16 protein-coding genes are annotated in these 16,148 nt (G+C 70.9%); 10 read left to right on the top strand and 6 right to left on the bottom strand.

The genetic code is table 11. The features are described 5' to 3' along the window. Positions 1–194: 194 nt before the first annotated feature. The 4 genes from WME89_RS09165 to WME89_RS09180 all read left to right on the top strand — a co-directional run bounded on the left by WME89_RS09165 (position 195) and on the right by WME89_RS09180 (position 3,478). Positions 195–536, top strand: coding sequence for a polyhydroxyalkanoic acid system family protein (locus WME89_RS09165; protein ID WP_438008835.1), 342 nt, complete (start codon positions 195–197; stop codon positions 534–536). A 12-nt stretch (positions 537–548) separates the two neighbouring features. After that, a complete protein-coding gene (locus tag WME89_RS09170; protein WP_438008836.1) occupies positions 549–1,910 on the top strand; it encodes a DNA topoisomerase IB in 1,362 nt (453 codons plus the stop codon). A 284-nt stretch (positions 1,911–2,194) separates the two neighbouring features. Further along, entirely contained in the window at positions 2,195–2,701 is a 507-nt protein-coding gene (locus WME89_RS09175; RefSeq protein WP_438008837.1) for a hypothetical protein, read from the top strand. Positions 2,702–2,998: 297 nt separating this feature from the next. Further along, entirely contained in the window at positions 2,999–3,478 is a 480-nt protein-coding gene (locus WME89_RS09180; protein WP_438008838.1) for a DUF2383 domain-containing protein, read from the top strand. A 44-nt stretch (positions 3,479–3,522) separates the two neighbouring features. Here the strand turns inward: WME89_RS09180 and WME89_RS09185 are convergent, their stop codons facing one another. The 6 genes from WME89_RS09185 to WME89_RS09210 all read right to left on the bottom strand — a co-directional run bounded on the left by WME89_RS09185 (position 3,523) and on the right by WME89_RS09210 (position 8,054). Next, a complete protein-coding gene (locus WME89_RS09185; RefSeq protein WP_438008839.1) occupies positions 3,523–3,756 on the bottom strand; it encodes a DUF433 domain-containing protein in 234 nt (77 codons plus the stop codon). Between the two features lie 84 nt (positions 3,757–3,840). Continuing rightward, positions 3,841–5,007: an acyl-CoA dehydrogenase gene (locus WME89_RS09190; protein WP_438008840.1), complete on the bottom strand. Its 1,167-nt coding sequence runs from the start codon at positions 5,005–5,007 to the stop codon at positions 3,841–3,843. A gap of 172 nt (positions 5,008–5,179) precedes the next feature. After that, entirely contained in the window at positions 5,180–6,283 is a 1,104-nt protein-coding gene (locus tag WME89_RS09195) for a class I SAM-dependent methyltransferase (RefSeq protein ID WP_438008841.1), read from the bottom strand. 30 nt (positions 6,284–6,313) lie between these two features. After that, positions 6,314–6,517, bottom strand: a complete 204-nt coding sequence (locus WME89_RS09200) for a hypothetical protein (protein WP_438008842.1) — start codon at positions 6,515–6,517, stop codon at positions 6,314–6,316. A 27-nt stretch (positions 6,518–6,544) separates the two neighbouring features. After that, on the bottom strand, positions 6,545–7,735 hold the full coding sequence (locus tag WME89_RS09205) for an iron-containing alcohol dehydrogenase (protein WP_438008843.1): 1,191 nt from the start codon (positions 7,733–7,735) through the stop codon (positions 6,545–6,547). 1 nt (position 7,736) lies between these two features. Then, positions 7,737–8,054 (bottom strand): putative quinol monooxygenase, encoded by a 318-nt coding sequence (locus WME89_RS09210; RefSeq protein WP_438008844.1) that lies wholly within the window; start codon positions 8,052–8,054, stop codon positions 7,737–7,739. Positions 8,055–8,341: 287 nt separating this feature from the next. Here WME89_RS09210 and WME89_RS09215 point away from each other — a divergent pair, with 287 nt between their 5' ends. The 6 genes from WME89_RS09215 (at position 8,342) to WME89_RS09240 (ending at position 16,044) form a co-directional block, all read left to right on the top strand. Next, complete coding sequence (locus WME89_RS09215) at positions 8,342–9,538, top strand: hypothetical protein (RefSeq protein WP_438008845.1); 1,197 nt, start codon at positions 8,342–8,344, stop codon at positions 9,536–9,538. Continuing rightward, positions 9,538–10,230, top strand: a complete 693-nt coding sequence (locus WME89_RS09220; RefSeq protein WP_438008846.1) for a hypothetical protein — start codon at positions 9,538–9,540, stop codon at positions 10,228–10,230. Before WME89_RS09215 ends, WME89_RS09220 begins: the two co-directional genes overlap by 1 nt. Before the next feature lie 94 nt (positions 10,231–10,324). Next, a complete protein-coding gene (locus tag WME89_RS09225) occupies positions 10,325–12,253 on the top strand; it encodes a PAS domain-containing sensor histidine kinase (RefSeq protein WP_438008847.1) in 1,929 nt (642 codons plus the stop codon). 188 nt (positions 12,254–12,441) lie between these two features. Then, positions 12,442–12,825: a response regulator gene (locus WME89_RS09230; protein ID WP_437510722.1), complete on the top strand. Its 384-nt coding sequence runs from the start codon at positions 12,442–12,444 to the stop codon at positions 12,823–12,825. Positions 12,826–13,532: 707 nt separating this feature from the next. Next, positions 13,533–14,840 (top strand): ABC transporter substrate-binding protein, encoded by a 1,308-nt coding sequence (locus WME89_RS09235; RefSeq protein WP_438008848.1) that lies wholly within the window; start codon positions 13,533–13,535, stop codon positions 14,838–14,840. 73 nt (positions 14,841–14,913) lie between these two features. Then, a complete protein-coding gene (locus WME89_RS09240; RefSeq protein WP_438008849.1) occupies positions 14,914–16,044 on the top strand; it encodes a substrate-binding domain-containing protein in 1,131 nt (376 codons plus the stop codon). Positions 16,045–16,148: the final 104 nt, after the last annotated feature.

Genomic DNA, 16,148 nt, shown 5'->3' on the forward strand with positions numbered 1-16,148 from the left:
GTCGCCAGGCGCGGAGCGCGCAGGACGGGCGATTCCCCGGAGATCTCCCGGGAAGCGAGCGCGCCGCGGGGCCTCCGCCAGCGCCGGGCCCGCCGGGCACCCGGCTTGCTAACGCTGGCGACCGCTGCGCTGCCGAGTCTGTCGCACGTCAGCTCCCGCTGGACCCGATTCTCCAGCATGAAACCGAGGTCACCATGAAGCACACGGTCCATCACGACCTGAACGACGAAGAAGCGAAGAAGGCCGTCATGCGGGCGCTGGCGCAGTACTGCGACAGGTACGCGGAGTACTCTCCCTCCATGCTCTGGAGCAGCGAGCGGAGCGCGGAGCTCGGCTTCTCCGTCAAGGGCTTCAAGCTCGCGGGGCGGCTCGATCTCCGGCCGCGGACCGTCGACCTCGAGATCGACGTTCCCTTGCCGCTGCGCATGTTCAAGCGGATGGCGATCGCGGCGATCGACGCCGAGGTCCGGCGGTTCATCGGCGAGGTGCACCGCGAGCGCTCCAGGAGCGCCCCGGTCGTGGAGGACGCCGTCTGAGCTGGTGACGCCATGCAGACTGCCAGCGCCACACCCGCACGATCCAAGCGACGCTCCCGGAGCTCTCCGCGCCGCGAGCGTCGCTCCGCGCCGGGCGGCGCGGTCCGCCGGCACCGCGTCAGCCTGGCCGTCGAGACCGTCGAGACCGTCGCGCTGGCCCGCGAGGCCGGGTCGGTCGCCGCGGCCGCGCCGCTCACCCCGTCGCCGGTCGAGTCCGCGAAATCGGCCGGCCTGCGCTACGTCAACGACGGCGAGCCGGGCATCTCCCGGCGCAAGGCGGGCAAGAGCTTCAAGTACCTCGACGCCGAGGGGCGGCTCATCAAGGACGAGGAGACGCTCGCGCGCATCCGCCGCCTGGCGATCCCGCCGGCGTGGACCGAGGTGTGGATCTGCCAGAGCGAGCGCGGGCACATCCAGGCCACCGGCCGCGACGCGCGCGGCAGGAAGCAGTACCGGTATCACCCGCGCTGGCGCGAGGTGCGCGACGAGACGAAGTACGACCGCATGCTCGCGTTCGGCTCGGCGCTCCCGGCGATCCGCGCGGCGACCGAGCGCGATCTCGCGCTGCCCGGCCTGCCGCGCGAGAAGGTGCTGGCGACCGCGGTGCGCCTGCTCGACGAGACCTCGATCCGCATCGGGAACGACGAGTACGCGCGCGACAACGAGTCGTACGGTCTGACCACGCTCCACGACGAGCACGTCGAGATCCAGGGAGATCTCATCAGGTTCCACTTCAGGGGCAAGAGCGGCAAGGAGCACGAGCTGACGGTGCGCGACAGGCGGCTCGCGCGCGTCGTGAAGCGCTGCCAGGACGTGCCCGGTCACGAGCTGTTCCAGTACATCGACGGCGACGGCCAGCGGCAGCGGATCCACTCCGACGACGTGAACGAGTACCTGCGCGCGATCGCAGGCCAGGAGTTCACGGCGAAGGACTTCCGCACCTGGACCGGTACGGTGCTGTGCGCGTCGTTCTTCTGCGAGATGGAGGTCGCCACGACGGCCCGCCAGATGAAGAAGTGCGTGGCGCAGGTGATCGACATGGTGTCCGCGCGGCTCGGCAACACGCGCGCTGTCTGCCAGCGCTGTTATGTCCACCCCTCGGTCATCCGCGCCTACACCGAGGGCGCGTTGCAGACCCTGCTCGAGGCGGAGCACGCCGTCACGGACGAGGCGCTCGCGGCGCTCCGGCCCGAGGAGGCCAAGATGCTCCGGATCGTCCGCGGCTTCAGCGAGCGCGACGCCGTGCCGCTCGCGACCCAGCTCCGCGCGAGCGTGCGGGCGGCCAGGGCGCAGCGAGACGGCAAGAGCGCGAGGCGCCCCGGCAAAGGCAAGAGCGCGAGGCGCCCCGCCAAGGAGCGGCGCGCCGCGGCCTGAGCCGCCTCCAGCCCGAGCCGCCGCAGCAACCCGAGCCGCCGCCGCGGCCGCCCGCTGGCGGCCCAACCGCGGCCGCGCGCTGGCGGCCAAACCCCCCCGAAGAGATCGTCGTGTCGCTGCGTCACAGCGCGCGCAGGGCGCTGTGGCGTTGTGCCCCGGACGCGACCTTACGGTCGCCGGTTCGTGAAGGATCCCGAGGTCCTGGCGCAAGGACGCGCCCGGTATGCTTCGTGTTCTGCGGGATCTCCGACAGGCGGCGCGAACCCCGAGCCAAGGAGATCTGCATGGCGACCCAGAGGTTGATCACCGAGATGGTGCGGACACGTGTGGAGGCAGAGGACGCCATCCGGCGGCTCCTGGACAGCGGGCATTCGCGTCGGGACATCTGTGTCATCGTGAGCGAGGCAGCCCGCCGTCAGCACTTCACGCGGTCGCGCGTGCAGGGAGCGGCCGTTCACGGGCAGGTGCTCAGCTCGATCCTCGCCGGGGCGTGCGCGGGCCTCGTGGTCCCCGGGCTGCGGCTCACGGTGGCCGGTCCCATCGCGGTGCAGCTCGCGGACGGCAGCTCGGCGAGCACGACGGGCAGCCTGAGCAGCGTGCTCGTCGACGCGGGGATCCCGGAGCAGCGCGCGCCGGAGGTCGAGCAGCGCCTCAAGGAGGGGTCGATGCTCGTCGGCGTCGTGGCCCGCGACGACTCGGATGCAGCGGCGCTGCACGCGCTGCTGCGCGGCGTCGGCAGCGGCGAGTCCTGCGGCACGAGCAAGGGCGCGCGCGTCTTCGCGGCTCTGTGATGCGCATCGCTCCAGCGGCTCTCTTTCCAAGTATCGAGAGATGAGCCCGCTCCTGCTTGCGAGCGGGGCATTCGCTGGAACGCGATTTGAATGTCATTCAAAGAAATCAGCCGAGACTGACTCGGCATGAGGCGAATTTGTACCCCTGAGGCAGATGGTCGCGCGCTCGCCGCTGCGAGGCCGAAATTGGGCGGTCTCGCTCACGGTTCTTGCGCGGACGGTCGGCGTAGAAGATGGTGCCCGGGAGGTAAGGAGGAGAGGCAATCGGCGTTCACCAGACACCTCAGGAGAGTACCCATGGAACAGGTCGCATTCGCAGACGAGAGCGTGGGCCTGGACGGCCTGATCGACGACGACGCGATCGAGCAGCTCAAGTCGTTCTGCCGGGGCGAGATGTCCGCGGTCGAGACGTACCGCCAGGCCATCGCCGCCGCGCGGGAAGACTGGGTGGCTCAGCACCTCCGGCTCAACCTGGCGTCGCACGAGGCGCGGGTGAAGATGCTGCGCCGCCGGATCGAGGAGCTCGGAGGCGACCCGCCGGAGAGCTCCGGGCCGTGGGGCGCGCTCGCGAAGGTCATCGAGAGGACCGCGGTGGCGCTCGGCGACAAGACGGCGCTCTCGGTGCTCGCGGAGGGCGAGGACCATGGCCTCAAGGACTACCGCAACGACCTCGAGGAGCTCGACGTCGAATCGCACGTCCTGGTCCGGGACGTGATCCTGCCCCAGCAGGTGTCCACGCTCCGCTGGCTCACGAACATCAAGCGGCAGATCCCGTGAAGCGAGGCGCCCGCTCGGCGGCTGCGGGATCGAGCCTCATCTCGTCACGATGCTGCTGGCAGGTCGAGGATGCGCTCCCTCGCCAGCTCCGCGGCATACGCGACGGCCGCGCGTACGTCGTCCAGCGTGAGCGAGGGATAACTGCTCACGATCTCATCCGACGAAAGACCCGCGGCCAGGTTGTCCAGCACGACGGACACCATGACCCTCGTCCCTCGGATGCACGCCTTGCCGTGGCAGACCGCCGGATCCGTCACGATGCGCTCATGCCAGCTCATGGCAACCTCCTTCCGTTGCACGCCCTGTCCTCCTTCCCGGGACGCGCCACAAGGCGCACCCCGAGATGAGGAGCATACCCCCGCTCACCCCTTCGCGCCGTACTCCGCCTGGAGGAGCTTCGCGATCGTGGAGAGCTGCATGTTCGAGGTCCCCTCGTAGATCTTGCCGATCTTCGCGTCGCGGTAGAGCTTCTCGACCGGATAATCCCTGGTGAAGCCGACGCCGCCCATGAACTCGATGCTGAGCGAGGCCGCCCGCTCGGCCACCTCGGAGGCGAACAGCTTCGCCATCGCGGCCTCCTTCACGAACGGCTGGCCCGCGTCCTTGAGCCGCGCGGCGTTGTAGACGAGGAGGCGCGCGGCCTCGATCTCCATCGCCACGCGCGCATACTGGAACTGCACGCCCTGGAAGCTCGCGATCGACTGACCGAACTGCTTCCGCTCGCCCATGTAGCGCATCGCGTGCTCGAACGCCCCGGCGGCGAGCCCGAGCATCTGCGCGCCGATGCCGATCCGGCCCTCGTTCAGCGTCTCGATCGCGATCTTGTAGCCCTTGCCGACCTCGCCGAGCACGTTGCCCTCCGGGATCTCACAGTCCTCCAGGACGAGCTCGCACGTGCTCGAGGCGCGGATCCCGAGCTTGTTCTCCTTCTTGCCCACCGAGAACCCGGGAGAAGAGCGCTCGACCACGAACGCCGTGATGCCCTTGTAGCCCTTCGAGGGGTCGACGCTCGCGAACACGAGGAAGAGCGAGCTCTCGTTCGCGTTCGTGATCCAGAGCTTGCGGCCGTTCAGCACCCAGCGGTCGCCCTTGCGCTCGGCCCGCGCCGCGAGCGCGAAGGCGTCCGAGCCAGAGCCCGCCTCGCTCAGCGCGTACGAGCCGACCCACTCCCGGCTCAGCCGCGGGAGGTACCCCTCCTTCTGCGCGTCGGTGCCCCAGCGCAGGAGCGCATTGGCCACGAGCGTGTTCTGCACGTCGACGAGCACGCTGACGCTCGGGTCGACCACGGCGAGCGCCTCGATCGCGAGGATCGCGTCGAAGAAGCTCGCGCCGGAGCCGCCGTAGGCCTCCGGGATCTCGATGCCCATCAGGCCGAGATCGAACAGCGGCGGGAGCAGATCGCGGTCGAGCGCGCCCTGTTCGTCCATCGCCGCCGCGCGCGGGGCGATGCGCTTCCGGGCGAAATCAAGCACCGAGTCGCGGAAGAGGCGCTCCTCGTCGGAGAGCTGGGTGAGCGGAGGGTGGGACACGACGGTTTCTCCTTGTGGGCCCGTGGCGCGGCGCGCCGTCAGGGGCCCCCACTATGCTACGCGAGGACCGCAGGCGAAAGCCGCTCGAGCGCGCCGCGGGCCGCCTCAGCCGTCGTGTCGACGCTCGCCGACGCTCGCCGCCGCTCGCCCCGAGGCCGGATCGTCCAGGCTGCTACGCGCTCTTCCCCGCGCCGGCGGGCGCGTCGCGTCTGCGGCAGCGCAGCAGCGTGTGGGCGAGCCCGAGGTGGTCGATCTCCGCGTCGACGGTGAGCCCCGCCTCATCGATGCAGCGCTTGATGTCGGCGGCGCTGTACATGCGGCTGTTCCCGTTCGCGAGGCACGTGAAATAAAGGGAAGAGCCGTGCAGGCAGTGGACCGCCACCTCGTTGGTCTGCCGATCCCAGAAGGTGTCGAGGATCCAGAGCACCGTCTCGTCCCCCATGGCGGCGCGGGCCCGCCGGAGGATCTGCACGATGTCCGCCTCGGAGAAGCACACGAGGAACTGGCTCATCCAGATGGCGTCGAAGCCTGTCGGGAACGCCTGGCCGTGATCCAGGAAGTCGATCGGCGTGCCCATGACCCGGCCGAGCAGGCCGTGCTGCTCCACGTTGGCGCGGGCGTCCTCGAGCTGGCCCGGCAGGTCCAGCACGGTGACCCGCACGTCGGGGTCGTGGGTGCAGCACTGGATCGCCCACCGGCCGGTGTTGCCGCCGATGTCGAGGAGCGTCCTCGGCCTCCGCTCGAACACGATGGGCAGCGCCTCCGGGAACGCGGAGTCGGAGTAGAGGTGATCGAAGGCGAACCAGCTCTCCCTCACCCGCGGCGGCAGCGCGGGGAGCGCCTCGTAGACAGTCGGCCACTCGCCAAAGACCTTCAGGCCCGCCGGCTTGCCGTCCTCGATCGCCTCGTCGAGGAAGCGCATGCCCTCGTAGCAAACGTCATGGATGAAATCCATGTTGACGCGGGTCATCCGGTCGTTCTCGACGATGAGCCCGACCCGCGTGATCGTGTAGCGCTCTCCACGAGCGCCGGCGGTCTCCACGAGGCCGAAGCTCAGGCTCGCCTCCAGCAGGGTCTTGGTCGCGTAGGCGGACAGGCCCGTGTCCTGCGCCACCTCCGCCGCCGTCCTGCCGCTCCTGCCAGCGCGCTGGAGCGCCTTGAGGACGCCGCGGTTCCGCATGACCCGCGCCACCTGGAACATGACGGGCGCGAACGCGATGCGCTGGGCGGCGAGCATGGCGTCGAGGGTGGGGTTCGGGGCGGGATCGTTCTTCATCGAGCTCCGGTCGTCGGGGGTGGGTGATGGCTAGCGGGCGCCCTCGCGGTGGAGGAGCGCGGCGAAGCCGCCGAGGCCCGCGAGCAGCGCGCACTCTGCCCGACCCTCCTCGGCGAGCGAAAGACCCATCACGCCGCAGAACAGTCCGAACGCGAGGGTGGCCGCGCCCAGCCGTCGCTCGTCGGTCGACCGGGCAGGTGGAGAGGGCGGTCTCGTGCGGTAGGGGCTCGCCACCGCGGAATCATACCACCGGCGCCGCGATCACAAGGACGCCGCCGCGATCTCGGTCAGCTCCTCGTCGGTGAGCGGCAGCGGGTTCGCCTTCATGCTGCTCGCCGCCCTGGCCTTCTCGACCACGGCCGGGAGGTCCGCCTCGCTCATGCCGTAGCGCCGGAGCCCCGGGACCGCGAGGTCGCGGCAGAGCTCGCGGACCCAGGCGATCCCCTCCGCGGCGACGGCGCCGGGGCGGCCGGTGACGAGCGCGGCGACCTCGTCGAAGCGCGGCAGCGCGGGGTGAGCGGGGCTGCGCGCGCGCAGGGCCCGCAGGTTGACCTCGAGGACGGCCGGCAGGAGCGCGGCGCACACGGCGCCGTGGGGCGCGTCGAACATGCCCCCGACCGGCGCGGCGAAGCCGTGGACCGCGCCGAGGCCGGCGTTCGCCAGGCAGAGGCCGCCGAGCAGGCTGGCCACGGCGAGGTCGTCCCGCGCCGGCGCGTCGGGGCCGTCGAGCACCGCGCGGCGGAGCGAGCGCGCCGAGCGGCGGATGCCCTCGCGCGCGAGGCCGTCGGTGAGCGGGTTGCCGCGGCTCGACAGGAGCGGCTCGATGAGCTGCGAGAGCGCGTCGAGCCCGCTCGAGGCGAGCACCTCCGGCGGCGCGCCCGCGAGCAGGTCCGGGTCGACCACCGCGAGGCGCGGCAGCATGAGCGGGCTGCGCAGGCTCGCCTTCACGCGGGCCTCCTTCGACGCGAGCACCGCGTTGCGCGTCACCTCCGAGCCGGTGCCCGCGGTCGTGGGGATCGCGACGAACGGCGCGGCCGGCCGGGAGAGCGCCTGGCCGCGACCGACGACCTCGAGGTAGTCGAGCGGATCGCCGCCGTTCGCGAGCAGCGCGGCGATCGCCTTGCCGGCGTCGATCGCGCTGCCGCCGCCCATGGCCACGACGACGTCGCACCCCTCGGCCGCGGCCGTGGCCGTGCCCTCGCGGGCGATCTCCACCGTGGGCTCGCCCGCGACCGCGAAGGTGACGGCGCCGACCTTCGCCTCCGCGAGCGCGGCGAGCAGCGGCGCGGCGCGGCCGGAGCGCTGCCCGGTGACGACGAGCGCCCGCGTCCCGCCGAGGCCGCGCACGGCCGCGGGCACCTCGGCGAGCTTGCCCGCGCCGAAGACGATGCGCGTCGCGGTGGCGAACTCGAAGGCGAGCGCCTGGGCGGGCGCGTGGTCCTGAGAGGCCACGTCAATACCCCGCGTCGTCGGGAAAGACATTGACGTATTTCCGGCTGGTCCGCGGCTCGGCCATCATGTCCGCGACGGTGTCCCGCCACCGCTTGTAATGCGCCGTTTCCTTGTGCGCGGCCGGCGCCTCCCTGGTCTTGTAGACCTCGACGAGCACGAAGCGCGCGGGATCCTCGATGTCCTGCACGACGTCGAACCGGGCGATCCCGGGCTCCTTGACGCTCTCGCGCGCGTTCTCGGCCGTCGCCTGGCGGAAGGCGTCGGCGAGCTCGGGTTTGACATGCACGTGGACATGCACGATGAACAGGCTGTTGGGCATGCGCGCAATCTAGCTCGGTCGCGCGGCGACAGGAACCCGGGTCGTGGCCCGCGCCAGCCCGCGCCAGCCCGCGCCAGCCCGCGCCAGCCCGCGCCGGCCCGCGTCCATCGCCCGCGCCACCTGGGGCGCCCAGGGGCCGTCGCCGAGGGGCGCTCCGGCAGAGCGCCTCCGGCCCCTGCGTCGGCTCCTGACTTGGCCCGGCCGACTGCGCCATTACGATCCTCGTGAGTCGGCGCGTGGCCCGGCAAGTGCCGAGTCCATGAGCGCCGCGAGCGAGGAAGGTCCATATGGCGGATCCGACCACGGAGAGCCCGCAGCCCGAGGCTGCGCCCGATGCGGCGCTGTCCATCGCGCTGCATTCCATCGAGTTCCGGTCCGATCACGGTCTCATGAGGGACTGCAAAGGAGAGAGCGGCTGGAGGAACGCCGGGGACCCGTGCCCCCGGACCGAGTGGACGCCGGAGCACGCGGTCCCTGTGTCGGTCTCGATGGGCAGGAACCTCGTGATCCGGCTAGGGCTGGAGTCGAGCGGCGGCGCCCCCGGCGCGGCGCCGGCCGGGATCCGCGCCGCCGGGCCGGGGGGGATCACCTTCGAGAGCCGGCGCCTCGCGCGCGGCGGCGCGCCGCTCGATCTCGCCTCGTCGCGGAAGATCGAGAGGAAGATCCAGAAGATCAACCTCACCCTGAGGTGGTCCGCGGGTGGAGCCACGGTGTCGCCCGCGCACACCTCGAACATCGTTTATGTCACGATGGGGAGGCCCCAGACCGACAAACAGCACGTCTGGGAGGAAGATGGGGTGACCTTGAACCGGATGGACAGGGCGGTCTCCTGGATCGGGCCGCTCGACACCCTCGATCCCCACGCGATCGTCGACGGGCTGCTCGCCAGGTTCCCGACCTACACGCTCCTGCCGAGCCCCAGGGTGCCCCGGCGGTACCACCACCCGACGTACCTGAACGACGAGGGCGGCGCCTGGGCGATGAGCGATTATCCGGAGGAGACGGGCGAGTGCCAGGCGATCGTCCGCCTCGTCCGCGGCATGCTGCGCCAGCTCGGGATCCCCGGGCGGACGCGCGTGCTCGTCATCTGGGGCGATCCCAACGTGGGCGGCGGGCGCGAGACGCTCTCGGCCAACCTGGAGGAGCAGCCGTGGGCGGGGCTCGACGTGACGAAGACCGTGGGCGACCGCGTGTGGCGCGCGGCGCTCGTCGACGGTCCGGTCGAGGAGGGGAGGACCTATCCAGCCTCCCACACGCGCCTCCCCGACGGCACGCTCAGCCCGGGGCTCAACCGGTACGAGGCGTGCCTCGAGTTCTCGCACGGCGGTCAGACGAGGTACTACGCGGGAGGCGCGGGGGTGTTCGACAGCCTGGAGCCGATCCTCGGCGTCTTCTGGGGGCTCATCTGGTTCAGCTCGGCGCCGAACGACGGGTACCGCGTCGAGGAGATCGTGGCGACCTATAGATCTTCGGGAGGTGGGTGATGAGCACGCGAGGACATCTCGGACAGGACATCGAGGCGCGCGTCGCGGCGTGGCTCTCGGCCGTGGCGCGCGTACCGCCGGACGGCTTCACGCCGGTCGAGCGGTTCGACGACGTGCCCGCCCAGGCGCGGGCCGATTCGTTCTACTGGTGCGACTCGATCTTCCGGAGCGAGCTCAACCCGCACAACGAGGCCCTGGGGGCGCGCCACGCGTTCCACGCGGCCACGGACGACACGCCCGACCTGCTCCGTCACGAGCTCGCCGCGGGCGGGCTCGAGCTCACCATCACCGAGGGGCGCAACTTCGTCCTCGTCCAGGTGGAGCGCTCCTGCCTCGACATCCTCTCCCTCTGCGGCCCGGACCGCACCGCCGCCGCGCGCCGCGTGGCCGAGGCGCTCTTCAACACGGGCGTCGAGTCGAACACCGTCGGCGTCCCGGCGGCCGCCAGCTCGCCGGCCGCTGGCCCGGTGCTCTGCCCGGTCCCCGGCGAGGTGCCGGACCTCGAGGAGGGGACGGTCTTCTCGAGCAACCCGGCGGTGGACCCGGACCTCCTCGCCTGCTGGAAAGACCGCACGGAGTGCGGTGTTCAGGGCGGAAGGTTGTACTTCCTCTGTTACAAGAAGTCGTCGCAGCGCGCCGGGTTCGCCAACGCCTGGCAGTGGTTCGACGACCGGAGGACCGGGGTCGGGTGACCCGGACGGCGGAGGGAAGCGCCGCGCCGGTATTGCGTCTGCGCGCCGCGCGCGGGATGTTGCGCGGGTGGCGGGAGCACAGCAGCCCAGGATCTTGATCTTCCCAGGCGGCTCTGCGGGCGCTGCGCAGGCGCTCGCGGCGGCGCGCGGCCACGTCGCGGTCCCGGCGCGGGACATCGAGGCCGGGCTGGATCTCCTGGCGACCCAGCCGCTCGACGTGGCCGTCGTGCCGGCCGACGGGCCGCTCGATGCGGCGCTCGCGCTGTGCCGGCGGCTGCGCGCGGCGCCGGGGGGCGACCGCGTGGCCGTCGTCGCCGTCGCCGGGAGCGCGGAGGCGACCACCGCCCTGCTCGAGGCGGGCGCGACGGCCGTGGCGGCGGCGGACGAGCGGTCGATCGCGATCCAGATCGAGGCGGCGGTGTGGTGGGTGCGGCGGCCGGCCGCGCACGTGGCCGACCGCGCGCCCGCGGAGCGCGCGCTGCTCGGGAGCGCGGCGCGCTCCCTCCGCGACGCGTCCACGGAGATGATCGGCCTCTTCGTCTGGGACGCGGCGGGCGGCATCCTCGACGCGAACGACGCGTTCCTCCGCATGGTGGGCTGCGCGCGCGAGGACCTCGAGGCAGGCCGCCTGAGCTGGGTGGCGCTCACGCCGTCCGAGCACCGCGCGGCCGACGAGCGCGCGCTCTCGGAGGTCCTCAAGAACGGCATCTGCCCGCCGTTCGAGAAGGAGTTCCTCCTCCCTGCCGGGCGGCGCCTGCCCGTGCTCATCGCCCCCGCGCTGCTCGAGGGGTCCCGGGATCGCGGCGTCTGCTTCACCCTCGACATGACGGCGTGCAAGGCCGCCGAGGGCGCGCTCCGCGTGAACGAGGAGCGCCTGCGGCTCGTCGTGCGCGCGACGAGCGACGCGTTCTGGGACTGGGACCTCTCGTCGGGGCGCGTCACCGGGAGCGAGCGCATGCGGAGCTTCTACGGCACGGGCGGCGCCGACATCGAGGAGGACGCGGTGTGGTGGTTCGAGCGGGTCCACCCCGAGGACCGCGACCGCGTGATGAACGGCCTGCGGCGCGCGATCGAGGGGGGCGGCTGTACGTTCGAGCTCTGGTACCGGTGCCTGCTCGCGGACGGCAGCTACGCCGACGTCCACGACCGGGGCATCGTCCTGCGCGACGGGGCCGGCAAGGCGTACCGGATGCTCGGGGCCGTGTCCGACGTCACCGAGCGCCGGCAGATGGAGGCGCGCCTCCAGCTCGCCGATCGCATGGCGTCGCTCGGCACGCTCGCGGCCGGGGTGGCGCACGAGATCAACAACCCCCTCGCGTACATGGTCGCGAACGTCGATTTCGCGCGCAAGGAGCTCCGCGCCAAGGGCGCCGCCGCGCGCGTCGACGCGCTGATCGCGGCGCTCGACGAGGCCGCGGAGGGCGGGGCGCGGGTCCGGCACATCGTGAGCGGCCTCAAGACGTTCTCGCGCGCCGACGACGGGGCGCTCGGCCCGGTCGAGGTCGACCGCGTCATCCAGCTCGTCCTGCGGATGGCGCAGCAGCAGGTGCGCAGCAAGGCGCGCCTCGTCGTGGAGCTCGGCCCGGTGCCGCCCGTCCACGCGAACGAGGCGCAGCTCGGCCAGGTGATCCTGAACCTGCTCGTCAACGCCGCGCAGGCGCTGCCGGACGGGAAGGAGTCGGAGAACGAGATCCGGATCACCACCGCCCTGGCGCCGCCCGGCCGCGTGCTCATCGAGGTGCGCGACACGGGGCCCGGGATCGCGCCCGAGCTCCGGAGCCGCATCTTCGACCCGTTCTTCACGACGAAGCCCATCGGGGAGGGGACGGGGCTCGGCCTCGCGATCTGCCACGGCATCGTGACGCGCTTCCGGGGCGAGATCGCGGTCGAGAGCGAGGTCGGCAGCGGCGCGTGCTTCCGGGTGCTCCTGCCCGTCTGGCGCGCCGGCGCCGGCGCCGACGACGAGGGCGGGGACGCCCCGGGCGGCGCCGTGGACGAGTACCCGGAAGAGGCAGCGCAGTAGGCGCGGCGCCCGCCCCCGGCGGACGGGCGCACCGGGCGGACCGGCCGCTTGCAAGGGCGGCTGCGCGCGCCCAATGTGCCGCACCGGCCCGTGAACGCTCGATCGATCACGGCCAGCAGCAGGGCTGTTCAGCGGATCAGCGGAGGGGGAGCGCGCCGAGCGGCGCGCGCCCGTGGTGAGGTTCGAGCATGGGCGAGAAAACGGGCCGCATCCTGGTCGTCGAGGACGATCTGGACATCAGGAGCATCCTGTCGCAGCTGCTCCTGTTCGAGGGCTACGACGTCGAGGAGGCGGCGGACGGCGCCGAGGCGCTCGCGCTGCTGCGAGCGAGCCAGCCGCCCGCGCTGATCCTGCTCGACCTGATGATGCCGGTCATGGACGGATGGCAGCTCCGCGCCGAGCTCCAGCGCGATCCGGCGCTCGCGTCGGTCCCGGTGGTGATCGTGTCCGCCGACGTGCGGGCCGAGCACGAGGCGTCGCGGCTCCGCGCCGCGGGCCTCCTGAAGAAGCCGCTCCAGATCGAGCCCCTGCTCGAGCTGGTCCACCGGATCTGCGGCGCGCCGGGGCGATGAGCCGAGACGCCGCTACTGGCTCGCGTCGAGCGAGTCGGCGCTCGCCTGATGGGCGTCGAGTCCTCGCCCGCGTCAGGGGTAGTCGAGCCGCGCGCCGCCGTCGCATGGAGTCATGCTGATTCAGCGCATGCGTCGTCTGCGATGATTGATAATCGGACCCCACGCCGGCTCGAGCTGTCAAGTGGGCATGGCGCCATCGGCCTTCAGCTTTCAGCGTTCAGTCTTCAAGCCGAGCTCGGCTTCAAGCCGAGCTGGACCGCGAGCTCACCACCCTCCAGGTCGCTCGACGTGGCGTGAAGCACAGGTTGTTCGCTGGCGCGCTGAAAGGCCGGCGAGGGGACCGCGCCGGGGCTGCAGGAGCGCACCGGTACGATCCTGGGGGCGAGGTTCGCCGGAGGTGCACGTCTCCGCGCTCAGGGCCCCTCCGCCCTCGTGATCACGCTCACGTATCCGCCTGAAGGCCGCGATCAGCGGACAAGCACGGCGGCTCATGACGGTGCTGAACGTTGTGATCCCCATTGCATGATGGCGTCGACTTACCCTGTGATCCTCCGCTCAGGTCCTCGTTGTTCGCTATTGCGGCCTCTTGACGATCGGTCCCCGATGCGATGTCATCCATGCGAAGGTCGAGCATGTCCCTCACGATGCCTGCCGCTCTGCGTCGCCTCCATCGAGCCGGGATGTCGCTCGCTCATCCGGGACGACACATGCGCTGTATGAGGGCCGGGCTGCTCGTGGGGCTCGCGTCCCTGCTCTCTACGTCATGTTCGCCGACGGCGCCCGAGCACCCCGAGGGCGCGGTCGTCATCGGGACCGTCCTGCCCTTCTCCGGCAGCGAGTCGGCCATCGGCCGCAACCTCGAGCAGGCGATGTTGCTCGCGATCGAGGACCTGAATGCCGCCGGCGGGCTCGACGGGAGGCCGTTCGACCTCCGGAGCCGTGACAGCCACTCGAGCTCGAAGCGAGGGTTAGACCAGCTGCTCGAGCTGATTTACACGGATCGGGTGTCCTACGTGATGGGGCCCGAAGAGAACGATCTCGCCCGCAACATCGCGCAGGACATGCAGGGGCTCGATCTGTTTCACATGCTGCCGGGGTATGCCGCGCCCACGGTGGCGCGCAGCGCGACGACGGGAGGCTGGATGCGGCTCGCCCCTTCCCCCTTCGACGTCGGCTGCGCGCTGGCGAAGATCGCCGTTCGCGAGGGCACCGATACAGCGAACAGCCTCGCCGCGCGGGACGACTACAACGCCAGCGTCAGCAGCAGCTTCACCACCCACTTCGCGGCGCTCAAGGGCAGAGTTCTCCCCTCGGTGACGTTCACGTCGGGCGAACAAACGTACACGAAGAAGATCTCCACCGCCTTCGACTTCGACGCTGGCCGCACGCTCCTGGCCGCCCATCCGGCCACCGCCTCGACCATCGTGACCGAATGGGCCGTCTCCGGCAGGCCGGGCACCTGGTTACTCGGTCCCGCGCTGCGCACCGAGGTGCTCCTCGCCAACATCCCGACAGGCTCTCTCGACGGGTTCTTCGGGGTCTCGCCGTCGCTCAGCCTGCGGAGCGAGTGCCAGATCACCGACGGAGCCGAGGAGACGGCCGACTGCACGACCGGGAACGCCGCCGCCTTCATCGAGCACTTCTCCCGCCGGTGGGGCGGCGAGGTGCCGCTCCCCGCAGCTCACTTCTATTACGACGGCGTCGTCCTCATCGCGATGGGCCTCGTGTACGCCCAGGCGACGAGCGGGGCGATCCCTTCCTCCGGCCATGATCTGCGGAACATCATCCGCGGGCTCAACAGCCCAGACCACGAAGCGGCCTCGTGGAGGGACCTGGAGGCGGCGATGGCCAGGCTCCGCGCGGGCACCCGCCAGCGGTACGTCGGAGCAGCCGCCGAATACGAGTTCGACATGTACGGGGCGAACGCGCATTATTTCATGCAGAAATGGACCATCGATGGAGGCAAATTCGTCGATGTCGCCTCTGTCCCCATCACATGCGAGGCCTGGAAATGAGCCCGCTGCAAGCATGACTTCGACGCGGGGGCACCGCGCTCGACCGAGCGAATCACCAACAAGGAGGGGTCTCATGACGAGAGTTGGACGATGCTGGATGGCGGCCCTCGGGCTCTCGCTGCTGACGGCGGCGTGCGGATCGGACGATGCATCCATCGAGGGCGGGAAAGTCACGCCCATCCGGCGGGCGCCGGCCCTGGAGAACGAGTTCACCCCGAGAGAGCTCGAGACGACCATCGACAACCTCGTCGCGGAGATCAACAAGAGCTCGACCGAGTCGATGCAGATGACGGTGATGCTGAAGACCCTCTCCACGTTCTTCGCGCCGATCGCCACGGGCGCGAACCGAGCCATGGGGGAGCTCGGGGTCACGGGGAACGTGATCGGGCCCATCCAGGAGCCGGGCGATCAGCAGGAAGACATGAGGCTCCAGAACGAGCAGATCGAACAGACGGTGATGGATGGCGCCCAAGGGATTGGCATCTCGCCCTTCGGCGACGCCAGCGTCGCCGTGCTCGACAAGGCCATCGCGAAGGGGGTCCACGTGGTGACGCTCGACAGCGACCTGCAGGCCTCGAAGCGCGCGATCTACGTCGGGACCCTCAACTCGTCCGCCGGCGCCAAGGCAGGGGAGACCCTGCGCGGGATGCTGCCCCCGGCGCCGGGTACGGTGGTGATCCACGGCAGCAGCGACCCGACCTGGGCCGACGGGCTGGATCGAACGCAGGGCGCCCAGGGCGTGCTCGAGGCGGCCGGTTATGAGGTCCTGGTGCGCCAGGTCACTTGGGGTGACGAGGGCGAGGCCGATGACGTCGAATGGATGAAGGACAAGATCGAGGCCGCAGACCCGCCGGTCGTGGGGTTGCTCGGTATGTTCAACCTCTCGTTTCGGTGCGCGATGGCCGCGGACGCCGCGGGCAAGCCGGACCTCCCCATCGTCGCCTTCGACTTCGATGCGAGGACCGTCGACTACATGCGCGAGGGGCGCATCAAGGCAACGCACATCCAGCGGCAGTACTACGAGGGGTACCTCGTGCCCTACATCCTCTACGGCATCAGGAGCATCGGCCTCGAAGCGACCAAGGAGATCCTCGCGCCGCAGCTGATCGATGGCAGCTTGTTCAACCTCGGCATCGACGTGGTCCCGGGGGACAAGGTCGACGCCTACAACGCCTTCCTCGACTCGATCGGCGCAAATGAATAGCGGTGTCGTCGGCGCTGCCGACGTGCGTCGTCCTTGACCATCGGTCCTCGAATCGAGGCAGCGGACCCGCCCGTCGTGGGGTCGGGAACGAGGTCGACGCCTAC

It is taken from the genome of Sorangium sp. So ce321, assembly GCF_051530195.1.
Taxonomy (GTDB): Bacteria; Myxococcota_A; Polyangia; order Polyangiales; family Polyangiaceae; genus Sorangium.